The 19,041-nt window shown below is 44.4% G+C and carries 15 protein-coding genes and 1 pseudogene; 2 read left to right on the top strand and 14 right to left on the bottom strand.

Annotation, left to right across the window (positions count from 1 at the left end; genetic code table 11):
• Position 1: 1 nt before the first annotated feature.
• The 6 genes and pseudogenes from MKY84_RS02605 to MKY84_RS02580 form a co-directional block, all read right to left on the bottom strand.
• On the bottom strand, positions 2-1,081 hold the full coding sequence (locus tag MKY84_RS02605) for an AI-2E family transporter (protein ID WP_342527551.1): 1,080 nt from the start codon (positions 1,079-1,081) through the stop codon (positions 2-4).
• 1 nt (position 1,082) lies between these two features.
• Positions 1,083-1,289, bottom strand: coding sequence for a hypothetical protein (locus MKY84_RS02600; protein WP_342527550.1), 207 nt, complete (start codon positions 1,287-1,289; stop codon positions 1,083-1,085).
• Complete coding sequence (locus tag MKY84_RS02595; RefSeq protein WP_342528844.1) at positions 1,286-2,146, bottom strand: phytoene/squalene synthase family protein; 861 nt, start codon at positions 2,144-2,146, stop codon at positions 1,286-1,288. The genes MKY84_RS02600 and MKY84_RS02595 overlap by 4 nt, the downstream gene beginning before the upstream one ends.
• Before the next feature lie 42 nt (positions 2,147-2,188).
• Positions 2,189-3,844: pseudogene (locus MKY84_RS02590) on the bottom strand (diguanylate cyclase); the annotation flags it as partial.
• Positions 3,845-4,112: 268 nt separating this feature from the next.
• A complete protein-coding gene (locus MKY84_RS02585; RefSeq protein ID WP_342527549.1) occupies positions 4,113-4,793 on the bottom strand; it encodes a hypothetical protein in 681 nt (226 codons plus the stop codon).
• On the bottom strand, positions 4,790-5,914 hold the full coding sequence (locus tag MKY84_RS02580; RefSeq protein WP_342527548.1) for a dipeptide epimerase: 1,125 nt from the start codon (positions 5,912-5,914) through the stop codon (positions 4,790-4,792). Before MKY84_RS02580 ends, MKY84_RS02585 begins: the two co-directional genes overlap by 4 nt.
• 83 nt (positions 5,915-5,997) lie before the next feature.
• Between MKY84_RS02580 and MKY84_RS02575 the strand changes: the two genes are divergently transcribed.
• Positions 5,998-7,227 (top strand): hypothetical protein, encoded by a 1,230-nt coding sequence (locus tag MKY84_RS02575; protein WP_342527546.1) that lies wholly within the window; start codon positions 5,998-6,000, stop codon positions 7,225-7,227.
• A gap of 85 nt (positions 7,228-7,312) precedes the next feature.
• Here MKY84_RS02575 and nhaC read toward each other — a convergent pair whose 3' ends face one another.
• Positions 7,313-8,725 (bottom strand): Na+/H+ antiporter NhaC, encoded by a 1,413-nt coding sequence (gene nhaC, locus MKY84_RS02570; protein ID WP_342527544.1) that lies wholly within the window; start codon positions 8,723-8,725, stop codon positions 7,313-7,315.
• A gap of 108 nt (positions 8,726-8,833) precedes the next feature.
• Positions 8,834-9,940 (bottom strand): amidohydrolase, encoded by a 1,107-nt coding sequence (locus tag MKY84_RS02565; protein ID WP_342528843.1) that lies wholly within the window; start codon positions 9,938-9,940, stop codon positions 8,834-8,836.
• Between the two features lie 85 nt (positions 9,941-10,025).
• Here MKY84_RS02565 and MKY84_RS02560 point away from each other — a divergent pair, with 85 nt between their 5' ends.
• Positions 10,026-10,460: a peptidylprolyl isomerase gene (locus MKY84_RS02560; protein WP_342527542.1), complete on the top strand. Its 435-nt coding sequence runs from the start codon at positions 10,026-10,028 to the stop codon at positions 10,458-10,460.
• Positions 10,461-10,646: 186 nt separating this feature from the next.
• On the opposite strand, the gene MKY84_RS02555 is transcribed toward MKY84_RS02560, so the two are convergent.
• From MKY84_RS02555 to MKY84_RS02530, 6 genes are all read right to left on the bottom strand, one after another.
• Complete coding sequence (locus MKY84_RS02555; RefSeq protein WP_342527540.1) at positions 10,647-12,641, bottom strand: EAL domain-containing protein; 1,995 nt, start codon at positions 12,639-12,641, stop codon at positions 10,647-10,649.
• 116 nt (positions 12,642-12,757) lie between these two features.
• On the bottom strand, positions 12,758-13,111 hold the full coding sequence (locus MKY84_RS02550; protein ID WP_342527538.1) for a hypothetical protein: 354 nt from the start codon (positions 13,109-13,111) through the stop codon (positions 12,758-12,760).
• A 179-nt stretch (positions 13,112-13,290) separates the two neighbouring features.
• Positions 13,291-14,247, bottom strand: coding sequence for a rhodanese-related sulfurtransferase (locus tag MKY84_RS02545; protein WP_342527536.1), 957 nt, complete (start codon positions 14,245-14,247; stop codon positions 13,291-13,293).
• Between the two features lie 63 nt (positions 14,248-14,310).
• Positions 14,311-14,766, bottom strand: a complete 456-nt coding sequence (locus tag MKY84_RS02540; protein ID WP_342527534.1) for a YaiI/YqxD family protein — start codon at positions 14,764-14,766, stop codon at positions 14,311-14,313.
• 7 nt (positions 14,767-14,773) lie between these two features.
• Entirely contained in the window at positions 14,774-17,821 is a 3,048-nt protein-coding gene (locus tag MKY84_RS02535) for an SMC family ATPase (protein WP_342527533.1), read from the bottom strand.
• Positions 17,821-18,966 carry an exonuclease SbcCD subunit D gene (locus MKY84_RS02530; RefSeq protein ID WP_342527531.1) on the bottom strand — a complete coding sequence of 382 codons (1,146 nt, stop codon included), beginning with the start codon at positions 18,964-18,966 and terminating at the stop codon, positions 17,821-17,823. Before MKY84_RS02530 ends, MKY84_RS02535 begins: the two co-directional genes overlap by 1 nt.
• Positions 18,967-19,041 lie beyond the last annotated feature (75 nt).

Genomic DNA, 19,041 nt, shown 5'->3' with positions numbered 1-19,041 from the left:
GTTAGACATTTTTATTTGCGGTATCTTTTATTTCCTCACGATGCGCATAAATGTTGCTTAAAATAGCTTTTATAACAGCATATGTTGGAATAGCTAATATAATTCCCCACAGTCCTGCCAGGCTTCCCGCAGACAAGATAATGGTAATGACAGTTAACGGGTGAATGTCGAGAGATTTTCCCATAACATTTGGTGTAATTAAATTACTTTCAATTTGTTGAGCGACTAACATAATAATCGCTACCCACACCGCCATAATCGGGTCTTGAATAAAGGCTATAATCATCGCTGGAATAACCGCAAGATAAGGTCCTAAAAATGGAATAACGTTGGTCAACATGCCAAATAGAGCAAGCAATAGTGAATACTCCAACCCGATAATCAAGTATCCGATGAAGAGCATGACCCCTACTAAGAAACTAACAAGTAGTTGTCCTTGGATATACGTTTTCAACGTTTCATCAATGTCAGCGAGCGTTTTGCGAATCCATGTCTTGCGGTCTCCCTTAAAGAATTTTGCAACAAATGGAGCAAACTTTTCATGATCTTTCAACATGTAGATCAGGAAGAACGGGACCAATACTAACATGAATATCCCTTGGAACAAGCCTTGGAAAAAGCTGATTAATACAGTGCCGCCCGAAACCGCAAACTCATTAACTCGGCCAATCGCATCTTGAATAGAATCTTGCATAGATTCTGGAAGACGATCGCGCTGGGCAAGAACGTATTCCGTCATCTTTTCCACTTCACTCACAATGGCTGGGGCTCCATCCACCAACTGATTGACCTGAGTCGTTAAAGGTGGAACTACTACAGCTGAAAATCCGAAAATAGCACCTAGTAAAAGAACGAGCATAATCGAGATAGAGCCCCATCTTGGCACTTTTCGTTTTTCTAAAAAATTCACAAGCGGACGCATCAAATAGAACAACACGCCTCCAAGTAAAGCTGGAATAAAAATCGTACTAAGGACAACAAAGATTGGATTGAATATGCCTTGTACTTCTATAATCATACGGATGATTACTAGCGTCAACAGCACGGCGACGCCTATCTGAAACCATACTTTTTTCGTCATTTTATCTCTTCTCCTTTGACGGTTTCGGATCGACTGTATCTATATCTTCTTTTAATAGGATAAACCCAAGTACAGCTGACACAAGTGAGGCTCCTACTGTAATGAATAGTTTGTTCTGGAGAGTGACATCAGGATGATCACGTAAAATCAAGAAAGAGAAAAACGCCGAAATCACCATAATCGGAATTAACCATTTGATTTTTTTCATGATTGTTCCTCCCAGTCTTTTCCTGCCACTTCTTGAACAGTGCGCTCCACTTCAGCTCGTGTCATTTTTTCACGGCCTGATTTCATCGCATCTAACGTTTTGTGTGCAAAAGTCAGTGGTAATTGGCAGAACAAGCGAATGCTGCGTTTTGAGATATCCTCCATATACGCATCAGCTTTCGCAAGGTTCCCTTCTGCGTAGGCAAACATATCCGCTCGCGTCCATTCTTTTGGGAAATAGCCCACTCCACGCTCAGAATCTTCCTCTTGATTACGTAGTATATTGACAGCTTGTAACCCACGACCGTAGCCAATGGCAAGATCACGATCTGTACGGATACCCGAATCCCACTCCCACAAGTCAGAGAGCATTACCCCAACTAAACCTGCTACGTAGTACGTGTAATCATCTAAGTCTTCCTGCGTTTCGACTTTCCATTCTTTCAAAGCCCACTTGGCCATCCCTTCTGCCATTTCGGCAGTAGCCAGTTGCATGCGCTGACGAGCTCCTTGTGGACAATAGGCCACCCAATCGGCTAAGCGAATTGTCACTTCAGGCATCAAGTGAACGATGGGGGCAAGCGCTTGTTGGTATGCATTGTCATCGAAAGGTTGTTCTAAAATGGCAGCTGTTTTCTGTAATACATCTGCTTTTAATTCTTTTGGGATCTCTTCATGGTCTTCAATCTCATCAATGGCGCGCATACACAAATAGGCAGAGGCCACTGCTTTTTTTAAATCACGTTGTAAAAATGTAATGGGTATGTAAAATGTGCGACTCGTGTCCTTCAAAACACGCATCGCATCACGTGTGACTGGATTAGCCTTCAAGGGAATCCTCCATTCTCTATCATTCATATTTCTCATTGTACCAAAAAACCTCCCCGTCTGGAGAGGTCAGCGCAGATAGCGTTGTTCAAATTCTGAAACAGGTAAGGGATGGGAGAAATAAAACCCTTGTCCTTTCGTACAACCATTTTGCAATAAGAACTCTGCTTGCTCTTCCCTTTCAATACCCTCTGCCACCAATTCAAAGCCCAGATTTCGTCCCATCTCAATAATTGTTTTGACAAGGGTTGCTTGGCCTTTGTTGTAAGGAACTTCTTGTATAAACGATTTATCGATTTTGATGTAATCGATTGGCAATTGATTGAGAATACCAAGAGAGGAATACCCCGTCCCAAAATCATCGATATAAATGCGCACACCGAGTTGTCTCATTTCAAATAAAATAGGAACGGCCGATTCAATATTTTGCACCATACCTTCCGTGAGCTCAATTCCCAACAAATTAGAGTTGATGCCACTTTCTAACAACAAAAGCTGCAATTGGTCCATGAAACTGCCCACTTCCAGTTGAGCACTGGATACATTGACTGCAATACGCAGAGGTGTTCCTGCCTGCTCCCACAGACTTACTTGATGAATCGCTTGTTTCAATACCCATTCACCAATTGGTACTATTTGGCCTGACTCTTCTGCGATGGGAATGAATTCAGCCGGTGAAATTTCTCCAAGTATGGGATGATGCCAGCGGATCAAAGCTTCTGCTCCTTGCACTTTATGAGAGACCAGCGACACTTTCGGCTGGTAGTACAATTCAAACTCTTGAAATTCAAGTGCACGTTTCAGATCATGTTCAATTTTAAGGCGTCGTTTTTGAAGCTCTTCATTTTCTCGAATATAATACTGAACATTGTTTTTTCCTTTACGCTTTGCTCGCTTCAATGCACCATTCGCTTTTGAAAGGAGACTGTTGACATTCTGTGCGTCTTCCGGATAAACGGACACACCGACACTGACGCTGACGTAAAGTTCTTCATCTGTTACGAGAAACGGCGATTGGAACGACTCCATAAACTGTTTGATTTTTAGAGTCATCGATTCTCTCTCATAAAAAGGATAGGCAATAATAAATTCATCGCCCCGTAACGTGCCATTAGGGTTTCTTGACCAAAGTACATAGGGATTCTTTCGGCAATCAACTGTAAAATTTCATCCCCTGTCTCAAAGCCCATCATGTCATTGATAAACTTAAGACGATCCACGTTGAAGTAGATAAGTGCTAAACGTTCTTCCTCTTCCGCTTTTTCAAGCTGCTGTTCGAGCTGACGATTGAAATAGACCTGATTCGGCAGTTGCGTCAACGTATCGGTCATCGCGATTCGCCTCATCGTCTCTTGCAATTCTACTTCTTTTGAAAAATCGAACGTCACTCCTACAATTCGAACAACTTTTCCCTCATTATTCATGATAGGCTCTCCAACTGATCGAATATGGGCAATCGTACGGTCTTTTTTGTATAACCGCCACTCTGCTTCTGAGTGTTGACCAGACAGTAATCTTTCCAAATGGCGCTTCACGATATATTTATCACCTTCGACCGCGTTCGTTAGCCAGATTTGATAATCATCTGCTACATCTTGTTCCGAATAACCAAATAGCTCTAAAATCCCGTTAGATACTTTCAGTTGATGTGTAACAAGATCAATACTCCAAATCCAAGCACTTGAATTGAAATAGAGAGCGTCCATCTCTTTTTGAATATTTTCTAATGCAACGCGTTTATTTTCCATTTCAGCGTAGGTGACAAGCTGTTGCTTTGTGAGATGACTACGACTAGAAACTAGCCAACCAATCAGCACACCGATGGCTCCTGCCCCGACAACATCCATAATAATATGAGTAGACTCGACAGTAGACCAGTAATACGAATAGAAAAAGGCCGCTACAGACAAAATAAGACCAAAGATCAACATGGATTTTTTGATCGACATTTGAATGCCACCGCCTTTTAAGCTTTTAGCTTCAGTTTACCGGATTGTTATGAAATTGAATAGTGGGAATAGTCGACGGTCCAGCCAGTGTCCGTAAGATTTATAGCAATCCCTCTGTAACCTGACTGCAGAAGTTGTTGCTGCCGGTCTCGATCGTCCATGGCGACTACGATTTTTTCGCCATAGTGCTGGTTTGTGTGAAGATCTTTCACAAAGACATACCGCAGTTTTCCTGTGTATTTTTCTTTCAAAGCTCCAATGGTCATTCCTAATTGAAACTTGTCTTTTAAGCTAGCAATATTAAAAGGTGCAACTGTTGCACAGACATAGCGGTACCGAGAATTTTGGAGATGCTCCATCCACCAAATGCCCATTTGCTTCTGAAGCCCATTCCCTTGAAATTGTGGGTCAACAAGCGATATCTCAGAGTAGATGACAGAACTCCACTCTTCCTCCGTAATCCCCACATCCTTGGCTAAGTGCTGATCATCTAACTCTGGGAGTAAAAAAGCACGTGCAGCGATAAGCATCTCTCCGGCAAATACGCCTGCAAATAACCGCTGAACAATAATCTCTTCAATCTCTTGCACGGTTAGCTTCTGTAAATGTTCTTTGGTTTGCAGCGCTTCCGCCACTCGATCTTGCAACTGGATAATTGCTCGGACATCGTGCTCATTCAAAAGCTGCATCGGGAACTGCTCACCCTTAATCAGAACAGTTGAATTCATAGACTTAACCCCTCTTTTAAGGTTTCATGGCGAACAGTTAGTTCCGCTAGGACAGTTTCGTCTACATCGACGCCCAAGCCCGCCTGATCATTCAGTGCAATAAAGGGAACGTCATAGTGCAGGTTACCGATATCTTTTGAGAATTTCAAAGGCCCTGTCAATTCGACACTTGAGAATATTTTTTTAGCAAATGCCACATGAAAACCAGCGGCCGAACCTACAGAAGATTCCACCATCGATCCGATCTGACAATCAATGCCTGCCATTTCTGCCATGTGTGCGAGCTTAGTAGCAGGATAAATCCCCCCGCACTTCATTAGTTTGATATTGGCTTTGTGGGCAGCGCCTTTTTGAATGATTTCTCGCATCTCTCGTTTGTATTTCAACCCCTCGTCAACCATGAGAGGAATCATTGATTTTGCTTTTATCTCAACCATTCCATCTAAGTCGTCTGCCTTTACAGGTTGCTCCAACCAATCGATGTTCAGACCTTTCATCAATTCGATGGCTTGTAAAGTAGTTGCCGCGTTGCCCCATCCTTGGTTTACATCTACACGAATAGCCAAGTTGGGACCTACTGCCTCTCTGACGGCACGGATGCGAGCAACATCACTTAAGACATCGCGCCCCACCTTCATTTTAAATGATTCATACCCTTGCTCTACTCGTTCACGGGCTTCTTCAGCCATTTGTTCTGGCTCTCCAATACTCAATACATGGGTGATGGGAAAGCGTTCATGGAAACGTCCGCCTAGCAAGTCGTATACGGGGACCCCAAGTTTTTTCCCGACTGCATCATAACAGGCAATATCTATGGCCGCTTTTGCAGCTGGCGCTTGGTAGACGATCGCATCCATCTTGTCATGAAGTGCCTCCATATGCATCGGGTTATGGCCAATCACTGCCGGACCCAATGAGTGTTGGATAAGGGCAAAAGTACTTTCCCATGACTCACCAGTCACATGGTCGTCAGCTACAGCTTCTCCGTAACCAACGATGCCTTCGTCGGTCGTAAGCTTTACAATAATGGATGGCATGTCAGGGTAGCTATGATAACTAACAATAAATGGAGTAATCAGGGGTAGGCGAATGGCGTATACATCAACTTGTGTTATTTTCATTTCATCTCATCCTTTACAAAGTGAAGTGGGTTGTTTATAGTTGTCGTTAAATAGTCGTTATACAGGTAGAAAGAGGTGTAACAATGGGATTTACAATTGCAGTTATCAGTTCTGAACTGTTTGCCCCCCGCATTAAAACCATAGCTTCAGAATTTTCTGACGCTCATTTCTATTATTATACGTACAAACGACCCACTGAAGCAAGGGAGATCGTGCAATCCCTACCAGAGGTCGATGCCGTATTTTTTGCGGGAACTTTTCCTTATTATCACGGGAAAGCCGCTTTAGAAGAACGTAAGCTACCGGTCTATGTGATGAAACAGGATGAAGCAGTGGTCACCGCCACATTGCTACAAGCCAGTTGGACCTATCAGGTCTCGCCCGATAAAATTTCAATCGATCTTACTGATCCTGTTCTAGCACATGAAATTGTAAGCGAAATTTCTCCTGAAAAGAATTTTGGTGCAGTGTTAAAAATCGATCCTGAGATGTCCCTATCCTCAGTTGTACAGTTTCATGTATATGCGCAACAAAGCGGCCGAGCAAAAGTGGCCATCACGAGCCTTCATGCCGTTCACGAAGAACTGACACGTGCCGGTTACGCTTCCCTTTATATGTGGGAACTGACGCGTACATTAGCACGAGCTCTTGCCCAAACGACTCACTTGGCCCGACTTTCAAAAAGCCAAAAAGCAGAACCCGCTGTAGTACTTGTGCGCCACGATGGAGCTAACGAATCTTTTTATTCAACCGTACGCCAATATTTGCAGAGCCCTTGGTTTGCACATGATTCAGAGACGGCGCAATTCATCACCACCCGAAAACACATTGAGTATGTCATTGGCTTATCTGAATTTCGAGAGTTTCTTGAAGCGTCAGACGCTCGCACCGGCATCGGTTACGGCCTGGATATTTTGACAGCCACTCGCCATGCTGAAGATGCGCTAGATTACAGCAATAAAGGCGGCATTTTTCTAATGGACGCCCAGAAGAATCTCTCAAGTCCCATTTCATCTGAGCGGATCACCCTGCAACTTACGGAACCGAATCAAGTTCAGTTGGCCAAACGTATGGGTCTCAGTCCGGCGAACCTCTCTCGTTTGCTACGTTTTCACGCGATCCACCCGTCCAATCAGTTTACCGCGCAGGATCTCGAAAATCACTTGAATGTCACCCGCCGTTCGACTGAGCGAATCATAAAAAAATGTGTGGACCACGGACTTGTCACTGCTTCTGGTGAAGAAATGACGTACCAGCAAGGTCGTCCTCGCACGATTTATACATTTACACTTCCCGACTATCTGAAACGCTGACAAAACAAATTGGGCAAAAAGAAATCAGTATTTTCTCTGGAGTTTAATCAAGAAAAAATACTGATTTCACTTTCATCCCAGCCTCTTAAACGCTTTGAACTGCTGCTTGCTGACGAATTTTAACGATTGTAAAACCTGTAAATGCATAGATAATTGACAGGATAGGTACAACAAAGTTTAAAACTGCATAAGGTGCATACTCAAACGCTCCAACACCTAGTGTTCCTAATATGAAAACGCCACATGTGTTCCATGGGAAGAATACAGAAGTCAGTGTACCCCCATCTTCTAATGCACGTGACAAGTTGCGTGAATCAAGCCCCATCTTTTCATAGCTGTCAGCAAACATTCGCGCTGGTACCACTATGGAGATGTATTGCTCTGAACAAGTAGCGTTCGTTGTGACAGCTGCCACTATAGTTGTCGCTACGAGAGAACCTGCCGTCTTAGCAAGTCGCAAAATATGATTCATCATCGACTGAAGCATCCCAGAATACTCGAGGATTCCTCCAAATGTCATCGCGACAATTGTCATTGAGACGGTATACATCATAGAATCCAGACCACCACGATTGAACAAGTCATCGACTAATGCATTTCCACTATCAATGGCATAGCCTGCCTGCAATGCGGAAACGGCTTCAGCTAGCGTACCACCTTGGACAAAAATCTGAGCCAGTACTCCAAGTAATATCCCGACAATCAGTGCGGGAATGGCAGGTACTTTGAAAGCTACCAGAACAATGACAGCAAGTGGAATAAGTAATAACCATGCCGAAATATCAAACTGTTGATTTAACTCAATAATTGTTTGGTTTATTGCCTGCTGATCAATAGCACCTGCTGCATAGTTTTGACCAAGCACCCAATAAACAGCTAGCGCAATGATAATACCAGGTATTGTCGTAAACAACATATGACGAATATGTACAAACAAATCTGTTCCTGTTAATCCAGACGCCAAATTGGTCGTATCCGATAAAGGGGACATCTTATCTCCGAAGTAGGCTCCAGAAATAACCGCACCTGCAATCATTGGTGCCGGAATGCCCATACTCAAACCAATTCCCATTCCTGCAACACCAATTGTTCCCATCGTTGACCAAGAACTGCCGATAGCGAGTGCAACAACCGCACAGATCACTGTAATCGTCACAAGAAATAACGCAGGTGAGATGATCTTCAATCCAAAGTAAATCATCGTAGCAACAACGCCACTTCCGATCCAAGCCCCAATTGTAAGCCCTACCAAAATAATGATGACAACAGCCGGGAGCGCAAGACGAATACCTTTATACATCATTTCTTCGATTTCATCCCATTTAAATCCATGTTTCCAAGCCACTAATGCCGCAATGGAAGTTCCAATAATAAGCGGGATGTGTGGACCCTGCTCTAACGCCACGATTGTGTAAAACATCACAATGATCATAAGGATTAGCGGCAAAACAGCCCATCCCAATGCCATCTCTTTTTTCTCCACTTTTGGTCTTTCCATATGTACACCCCTTTGTCGTTTATATGTCGCTAATGGAGTAATCATACGAGTGTGACAGAATTTTGTCAATAATTTTTAGGAGATGGCAATTCGGGAATAGATGTCTAGTTATTTATGTGAATTTGCTGCATGGCGCATAACACTAGCCAGTACCTTGGCGGCTTGAGGTAAAATTGTTGTATCAAATGCCATCTCCGGATGATGCAAACCATGAGTCATGTTAGCTCCTACACCGATCATAGCTGCCTTCACATCAGGTCGACGAATGGTATACACATGAAAATCATCGCTGCCAGACGTATGAATTTCTGGTTCAAGATCGGCTTCATCAATGACGTCTGCAATTCCTTGACGCGCTAACTCAGCCGCCTCTGTTGATACCTCTGCTCCTGGCGTTATGTCTTGCCACTCCCATTCGATGGTGACATCAAACAGTTGGCCGATCGCCCGGAGTTTGCGTTCAAGCTGCTCCTTCATCTCTTCTAGCACATGATTTTTCTGTGCCCGTGCGTCTATGGCAAATGTAGCTTGGCCAGGAATGATATTAAGGCTGTCACCACCTGCGTGCATATTCGTCATTTTCACAGAATGAGATTCAAATGGGGAATAATAGACCGTTTTCAACATTTGATGAATCGCCACTAGCACATCAATGCTATTTTTTCCTTGGTGAGGACGAGCACCATGAGCATCTACTCCAACAATCTTTCCTTGCAGGAACATCGCTGCGCCGTGATGAATGGCTGATGAGAATTTAGCGTACTTTAGTTCTTCGGCAGGTCGCAGGTGCACACCAAATAAATGTGTCACTCCATCGACTACCCCTCTGTCGATCATGGCATTTGCTCCATTGCCTTTTTCTTCAGCTGGCTGGAAAATAAAACGAAGCGTCTTGTTAAACTTTTCTTCTTTTAATTCCAGCAATGCCCCGAGTACCATAGCCATGTTAGCGTCATGTCCGCACGAATGATTGGCTTGATAGCTACCATTCACCTCCTGCCAAAGAGCATCGATATCGGCACGTAGAGCCACTACCTCTTCCCCGTCCCCAATTTCAGCGACCAATCCTGTCACATCTTCGAACGTTCTGTAGTGGATCCCTAGGTCCTCCATGATTTGTGCAAGTTTATTCGTCGTCTTAATTTCTTTCCAACTGATTTCTGCATTTGTGTGAAAATGTTGGTACCATTCTAGAATTTGCTGGTCTCTAGTCATCGTCATCCCCCATGTCTCATTTTTGTATCGCCCACCATCCGTGGTATACTAGTACTGATGATAATTTGAAATGGAGGACTTTACAATGACTAAAACAGGTTACTTTTTAATGGAGTCTGGCGACAAGCTAGAATTTGAACTATTTCCAAATGAAGCACCCAACACAGTAGCAAACTTCGAGCAACTAGCTAACTCAGGATTCTACGACGGTGTTATTTTCCACCGCGTTATTCCAGGTTTTGTTTCTCAAGGTGGCGACCCAACTGGTACAGGTATGGGCGGAAGCGGCAAAACGATTAAATGTGAAACTGCTGGAAACCCACACAAGCATGAGGCAGGAACACTTTCAATGGCTCATGCAGGTCGTGACACTGGCTCAAGCCAATTCTTCATCGTGCACGAACCACAACCACATTTGGATGGCATTCACACGGTATTCGGTAAACTAACGTCTGGCGTTGACGCTGCGCGTAACATGTCCAATGGGGACAAAATGAAAGAAGTTCGTATTAACGCATAAGATGTGAAGCCGACTGTCCAGAAATTTTGGAAAATACCGGCGTGGCCCGTGAAGCGCTCTTGGCTTCATGGGACGCGTCGGTATTTCACAGGGATTTCTAGGAGGCGTAACTCGATTGCGTTAAGATGCGGAGAACGCCATTCTAGAACGCAAAAAACCAGCACTGGACAATTTGTCTGTGCTGGTTTATTTTTTTATATACAAAGTCTCCAAGTACAGCGATGCCTCTTCAGCAGGTAACGGCTTTGCAAAATAATACCCCTGCATCCACATGCACTCGCGCAGTTGCAAGTACCGGACTTGCGCCTCCGTTTCAACACCCTCGGCCACTAAATCGATTCCTAATCGTAAACTCAGCATAACCAGGGAATCCAGCACAGCCTCTCCTTTTTTCGATTGCCCAATATAATCCGTGAACGACTTATCGATTTTTATCTTATCAATAGGGAATTCACTAATATACGAGAAATTAGAATAGCCACTACCAAAATCGTCAATCGCTATACGGAAACCGTTATCTTGAAGCAAACGAAGCTGCTGTTGAATGAACGGGGACTCAAACAACTGAACGTTCTCTGTTAGTTCCAACTCTAGAACACCATTGGGGATGTCTTGTTCTTTTTTAATGCGAAGTAAAAAATCACAAAAGGAATCTTCCGAAATCAGTTGAGACGTCACATTGATCGACAACAATCCTTTATAGTCAAAATGGTGCTGCCAATGGTGTAAATAATCAATAGCTTGTTCAACCAAGCTTTCTGTAAGCAGTTGAAGTTGACCAGACTCTTCTGCTATTGGTATGAACTCTTGAGGTGAAATAGGGCCTAGAACAGGATGGTTCCAGCGTGCCAACATTTCCAAACTCACGACTTGATTCACAACTGTATCAATTTCTGGTTGAAAATAAGGAAGCAGTGTCTTTGTATGTAAAGCCTCTACTAGATCTTTCTCTAGACGTAGCCGGCGATTCCAGCTTTCAGCCATAGAGCCTGAATAATAGACCCATTTGGTATGCTTCCCTTTCTTTGCTTCGTACATGGCCATATCACTCTTCGTCAACAATTCGTCCACGAGCTTGCAGTCACGTGGGAAAACGGAAATTCCTATTGCGGCTGTTACATGAAAACGATTTACTCCTGTCAATAAATAGGTGTCATTGAATATAGAGGCGATTTGAACAACATCTAGTTCTAGCTTTTGTTCAGTGGTAAATGCGGTGGTGATAACAAATTCGTCTCCACCGAAACGGCTGATGAAAAAAGCTTCGGGTAAATGAACCTGTAAGCGACTCGCCACTTCACGTAACAGCTCATCTCCCTTATCATGCCCGTATACATCGTTGATTAGTTTGAACCCATTTAGATCTAAAAAGAAGATAGCTGTCGGTTGATTTTGTTCAAGCTTAGCTTGTAAATCTTGATAGAGATAAAAACGATTAGGCAGTTTCGTCAACTGGTCATAGTGGGCAGTTTCCCATAACTCTACTTCCTTGTGCTTTTTGTCCGTAATGTCTTTGAAATAGACAGACACTCCTCCGCTGCTTCGCGGATAGACATGGATCTCAAACCAAATTTCTAATGGGGGATAGTATTGTTCCAAAATCTGTGTCTGCTTTGAACGTGCCACTTCCAGATACGTGGTATACATATCGGTTTTTACGGCTTCGGGGAACACTTCCCACACGACTTCATTTATTACCTGTTGTTTAGATTTACGCAACAACCGAGAGGCCTCTTGATTTAAATAAACAAAGCGCCAGTCTTCATCTAATGCATAAAAAGCATCTGTCATACTTTCAAGGACATCAAATACTTCTCGTCGTTGTTGCTCTTCATTTGTAATGTTGCGATGTGAAATAATCGCTGCCCGCACACGGCCCTCTTCTACGAGTGGGGTGACGCGCATCAAATACCAACATTCTTCGTGGGGAGCGGGACAGGCATAACTAGATTCGTAACTAGGCAATGACTGATCAAGAACAGCTTGAATGCCCGCCGCTTCGTCAAATGAACCCGTGTCTAGTAGGAGTTTCAGATAGTTTCGGCCGATGTCTAAATAACTGCTGGAAGCTCCGTTATCTACTGCGAATTTCTTCCACGCCGCATTTGTTGCATAAATAACTCCATCTGGGTGAATTAAGGCGATATTTTCTTGGAATGAATCGAGTAATGCCTGTTCCATGTTCTCCCCTCCTTTCGCCCTATTATACGTCTCTTTCTATCCTCTGTGTTGTATTAGGCCAAATTAAAAATAACTCCCTCTACATTTTGAATGAAATGAGAAAGAGTTACCTTTGTTCAATTGACGTATGATGTAAGTTCACGGTTGAATAGTATAAATCCTTCCTTGTCAAAGTCTAGTAAACAACGACGCGCAACCAGTTGATGAGCTGAATCCAATTTGATTTTCACTTCATCTGTAGTGCGCTGTTTCAAGTCGACTAGCCCTTCTGACAATTGTTCGACTTGCGAAGATGTACGCAATGTGAAGATATTTTCTCCCGTAAATAGAGGAGCTGTCTCCACTTGATTTAAATGATAAAGATCCCATTCGGGATTGGTATATAATATGGTGCCATCTGGCGCAACTATAGCTGCTTGATCCATTAACACTTCGATAAAGTTTTGGATGAAAAATCCCATTTTCTCCATGTCCCTCACTCCTGTTAAGTCCTTTTGTTCGGTGGACCTTGTCCCGGTTTGTACTCTTAGTATATCCGCATTTGCAAAATATCAAACACTTGTGTATAATAACCTACTTTTCTGACAATTTGTCATATTTTAGGTTAAATAAAAACTCCCCTCAAAAGAGGAGAGTAGATTTAGCAAAATTAGTTAACGTCAGCCGTTTCTAAAGCAGCTAATCGCTCTTCTACTTGTTCTGGTGTCATGTTGTGTTCGACCACATAGCGATTACGTGGATGCGTCCGACACTCATGAGAACACGAGCGCATATACTTGTGTTCGTTTTCTTCAGAACTTAAGATTTTGTCATTACACTCTGGGTTTGCACAATTGACATAGCGCTCACACGGTGTGCCATCAAAATGGTCCTTACCAACAATTACGTGTTCAACACGATTGATCGGAACGGCAATGCGGTTATCAAATACATACATTTGCCCATCCCACAATTGGCCTTGTACTTCTGGGTCCGTGCCATACGTGTGGATACCACCATGCAATTGACCTACGTCCTCAAAGCCTTCACGCTTCAACCAACCTGAAAACTTCTCACAACGAATACCGCCTGTGCAATACGTTAAAATCTTTTTACCTTCTAATTGCTCTTTGTTGTCATGAATCCATTGCGGCAAGTCACGGAAATTACGAATGTCTGGTCGAATTGAACCGCGGAAATGCCCAAGATCATATTCATAATCGTTTCGTGCATCTAACACGATTGTGTCTTCTTGTTGCATTTGCTCAAAGAACTCTTTAGGTGACAGATACGTACCTGTTAGTTCGTTTGGATTGATGTCCTCTTCAAGTCCCAGATGGACAATTTCATTTTTTGCACGAACATGCATTTTTTTGAAAGCATGCTCTTCTGCATCGTCCATTTTCCACATGATGTCACGGAAACGTTCATCGTTGTTCATCATTTCCATGTAAGCATCTGTTTGCTCAATGGTTCCTGAGCAGGTACCATTGATTCCTTCATGCGATACAAGGATACGGCCTTTTAAACCGAGTTCTTTGCAGGCTGCCAAATGCTCTGCAGCAAATGTTTCCGGGTCTTCCAGTGCGACATATTTATAGTAAAGTAATACGCGATAGTCTTTCATGATAGCTTGTTCCACCTTTAGTTTTATTCATCAAAATAGTATACCAAAGGTTCATCAAAATTTCTAGATGAATTCACTATTTTGCAGGCGAATTAGCAATTGTTCAAACTTTTGTTGAAATTGCTGGTTTGCTTCTTTGGAGCGTTTCTTAGGACCTTTCATTCGACCACCTGCTTGGCGGATTTTCTTGGCCAGGTGTCTCCTTTCGAGCATTCCTAAAATGTTGTCATTCGTATACTCATGGCCATTTTGATCCATGACATACCCGCCTCGAGCCAGAGCCATTGCGGCCAATCCATAATCTTGCGTTATGATGACGTCCCCTTTGTCCATATGGTTCACCAAGACAAAATCAACAGCGTCGGCACCTTTTGAGACTGTAATCGTGTCCGCACCTTCTCGTTCCATGACATGTGCCGTATCGCAAATCAGCAACACGGAAATCTGTTGTTTTTGCCCACTAGCAATGACTTCAGAGACGACCGGACAGCCGTCTGCATCGACAATGATACGCATCATTTTCCCCCTAGCTTATCTCAAAGCGAGTAGAACTAGTCCCGCTCGCAGACTTGTGTACTTTCAATTTGGCTGGAATAGCCGCTTGTAATTCTTTGACGTGGGAAATGACACCAATCAAGCGACCTGTACGCTGTAATTGAACCAGTGCATCAATCGCCTTTTGAAGCGATTCTTCATCCAGTGAGCCAAACCCTTCATCAATGAACATTGTATCAATTTGAATACCACCGTTCATCTCTTGCATGACATCTGCCATACCAAGTGCGAGGCTGAGTGAGGCATGGAACTTTTCACCGCCGGACAAGCTCTTCACATCACGGAACTGGCCGGTATATCCATCATAAACATCGAGCTGTAGACCACTCTGCTTGCCGTGGCTTTCTTGTCGGTCACTACGCACTAAGCGGAATTGGCCGCCGGAAAGCGACTCTAAACGTTGATTGGCCGCTTCTGTAATCTGCTCCAGATACGCAACCAACATATACCGCTCAAATGAAAGTTTCTTTGCGTTTTGACCGCGAAGTGCATCGTATAAGGCCGTGGTCGTCGCAAGTTTCTTCTCTGTATCCCCGACTTTATCTTTCAACTCAACGAACTGCTCGACGAGACGATCGGCAGTTTGTAGCTTGCTCGCTAATTGTTGCGTCATTTGTTTATGTGTTTCCCACTGCGCTTTGACTTGGCTCACTAAAACTTTCTGAGCTTCAAGCGATTCTTCCTCCGTGTAACCTTTAAGCTCTTCTTCCAACAGCTGACGTTCCGTTGTGACTTGTTGCACTTGTTGCTCGTAGTCCCGAAGTTCCTGTCGATAGCGTTTGACATCTTCAGTCGGAAGCACTGCCTGTCGGTAGTCGTCTTCTGTTTGGAATTGTTGCTCTGCAAGGGCTTGTTCCCAGTCTGTTGCGAGTTGCGTATAGTCTGTTTCAACGCGCTTGAGTTGCTCTGTCTCCCAGTTCACCTGTTGCGTAAGGGATTGATAGGTATCGCGAACTTCCCCGTAGGCGCGCTCAGTTTGTTGCCAGTGTAGCAGTTGTGAATTCAGTTCAGCAGTTTTTGAAGTAGATAGGCGTTTCGTCTCCTCAAGGTCTGCTCCGTTTTGAGAATCTTTCAGAGCCACCAGGTGTCCTTGTAACTGCTGCCACTGTTGCATGATCACTGCCAGTTGTTGCTCTTGCTCGGGAAGAAGTTTCTTCAGCTCATCCACTTCTTGACGAAGCGGTTTGCCTTCTTTGACGCAGGCGTCTGCTTGTTGCCGCTTGGTCTCGAGTACTTGAATTTGTTGCGCTTTTTGTTCCTGCTCCTGTACTAGACTCTGTCGACTGTCAGCAAGTTGAGGATGGTTTTCTTGAAAATTCTTTAGCTCCTGGTCGAGCCGTTCCATCTCTAATGTAAAGCGCAGTGCTTGTCCTTTTGCTTGTTCTAGCTTTTGCTCGAGGACGCGACCATCACCGAATCCAGAAGAAGTTGTTGGCCGAGCCGGATCTGGATGTTCTGTAGCGCCACATACAGGGCAGGCTTTGCCATCATGAAGGTGTCCGACAAGCTGGAGCGCAAGTTGGTTGGCTTGCTCCGCTTGAAAGGCTTGCCAGTCACGTGCTGCTTGCTCTTTTCCTGTGGTCGCAAGTTCTAGCTTTTCCTGTATGGCTTTTCGTTCGATAACCTGCTCGTTGTACCGATCGACTAATCGAATCTGGTCACCGAGGGACTGATAAGCTGCTTTCACATCCGGCAGTGCATTGCTCTCGGCATGCAACTGTTGGTACTGATCTAGCAAATACTGTATTCGCTGCCCTTTTTGCTCAACAGTCTGTTGGAGCTTTTGATAATCCGCTTGTGTTTTCGAAACGGTGGCGGCGAGTTGTTGCTCTTGTCGGATAAGGTGTTCCAGTTTTTCAAGCCGCCCAATCCGTTCGTTTAAACGCTCGATTTCTTGGCGCAAGTTTTGACGTGCAGGTTCTTGGTCTTTTAGTTGCTGATAGGTCGCTTCGAGCTTTGTGAAGGTTGCCGTTGTGTCTACAAGCTTATTATGAAGGTTTTCGACATGCGTACGTTTTTTGGACAATTCTTTAGCCGTTTTTTGCTTCGTTGTATGAATGTGCGTGATGGTACCTGCGCGAACAGCTGCCTCTATGCGTACTTTTACTTTTTCCATGAGCGGTTGTTGGTTTGTTAGCGTCTCCTGTTTCTTTAACAGCTCCTGCAATCTTGCTTGTTTTGCAGCCAACCATTCCAGTTGTTGGAGCTTTTTTTGTTCGAGTTGAAACAGTTCCCATGCACGGTCTTCCTGCTCTTTCGAAGTCACATGATCGGCAGTTAGCTCATCGATTCCTTTTTGCAACGCCGTGTCGATTTGATATAAGTTCATTTCTTGCTGCAAAAACACAGGTTCATTTGGGAATAGTCCCGCCGCTTGACTGACAAGCGTTCCTTGAACAGCGCGGTGCTGCGCAGAGACGTCCACAAGCTGTTGCCGCTTCTCTCGCAAGTATTCCGTCATTTTTTGAAAGCGTTCTGTCCGGAAGAGTTTCCGTAAAATTACTTCTTTTTGATCGGTGGACGACGTTAAAAACTTGCGGAACTCTCCTTGTGGCAGCATGACGATTTGATGAAATTGATCGGCGGTCATCCCGACAAGTTCCATTAACCTTGCGTTGATTTCACGAATCGTATAGCGCTCTACAAGAGGGATTTCACCTTCTTCTGTCAATTCAACAAGCTCATACTTCTCCCCCGTCGCCGTCTTGTTACCGACCTTGACATGGGCCATCTGGCGGAAGATGCGAATGGTGCGTCCACGTACTTCAAACGTCAGCTCAACAGCCGTATGTAGGTCATCCGGTGCAAAGTCACTGCGCAATATGCGCGTATCTTGACGATCTTCGCCACTCCCTGTACCAAACAATGCAAAAGACAACGCGTCGAAAATGCTCGTCTTCCCAGCACCTGTTGGACCTGCAATTACAAACAATGTATGCCCGCCTAGCTCAGAAAATTCAATAGTCTCTTGCTCTCGGTATGGACCAAAAGCGGTCATCTTTAAATGAAGTGGTCGCATCAGTTGTCACTCTCCTGTTCTGCATGGTGCCACGCTTCTTGGAAGAGGGTCACGGTGTCTTCATCGGGTTCTTCACTTGCTAGTTCTTGTAAAAAGGCCGTAAACAATGCTTTTTCACTTAATTGTTTTCGCTCAGAAAGCGCAACAGAAGGCATGGCGTCCATCGCCACTAGTTGCCGTTCCACATGAAGCGTGTTCGGGTAAACCGTACGCAGTTGCTCCATGGGAGAAAGGACTGGACCCGCGTCCAGTAATTTAATGATGACATAATCCTCACTGACCTCTTGTCGCAGCAAATCCTGTAAGTTTCCTTCGATACGACGCATCTTTCTACGGGGCTCTAGTGCACGAAACGTAACATCCACTGCCCCATCTGCCGCTAGTTCAATCAGCAACACACCTTTATCGGTTCCTGCTTCTGAAATCGCATACGTCATGGGACTTCCTGCAAAGCGCACATGATCCGTCCCGCAATGATGGGCACGGTGAAGATGGCCGAGCGCTGTATAGTGGAAGTCGTGGAACAGCTGAGCAGAGACATATTCGGCCCCACCGATCGCGAGTGGCCGCTCCGCTTCACTGGTATTGTCTTCCGGCTCTCCGTAAGGCGTGACAAACGCATGACCGACAAAGACATGACGTGCGTTTTCATCTAATGGAAGGCATGTGCCCACAATACGCTCCATTGCTTGTTGGTGACTCATCGATTCCTCTTGTTGCAAGCGGAATTTGACTTGCGCGGGATCCATGTAAGGAATGAGGTGAAAGTCGACAGGGCCTGCTTCGTCTTCAAGACGGACCGTATGCTTTCTCGGCACCCAGTCTCCAACAAGATGAAGCCCAGCCGATTTCATAAATGCGGAACCGAAGTGAACGCGACCTGGACTATCATGATTTCCCGTTACTGCTAGAAACGGAATTTGACGCACTTCAATCACTTCCTGCAACCACTCCCCAAAGAGCTGGATGGCTTCTACAGGAGGAATGGCACGATCATAAATATCACCTGCCATGACGATAACGTCTGGCTTTTCTTCATCAATTGTTGCAAGCAACTCCCATAACATGTGGCGTTGATCGTCTAGCAATGAAATTCCCTGTAGCCATTTACCTAAATGCCAATCGGCGGTATGTAAAATTTTCATGTGTTGTCTCCTTCTGTCAGCTCAGTTTTTCTGAGTTGTCTCCTATATGAATATAATAGTCAAAATGCTCTATAC

It is taken from the genome of Chryseomicrobium sp. FSL W7-1435 (assembly GCF_038595005.1).
Lineage (GTDB): Bacteria > Bacillota > Bacilli > Bacillales_A > Planococcaceae > Chryseomicrobium.
Note: the sequence above shows the minus strand (reverse complement) of the source record. Positions and strands in the feature narration are given on the sequence as shown.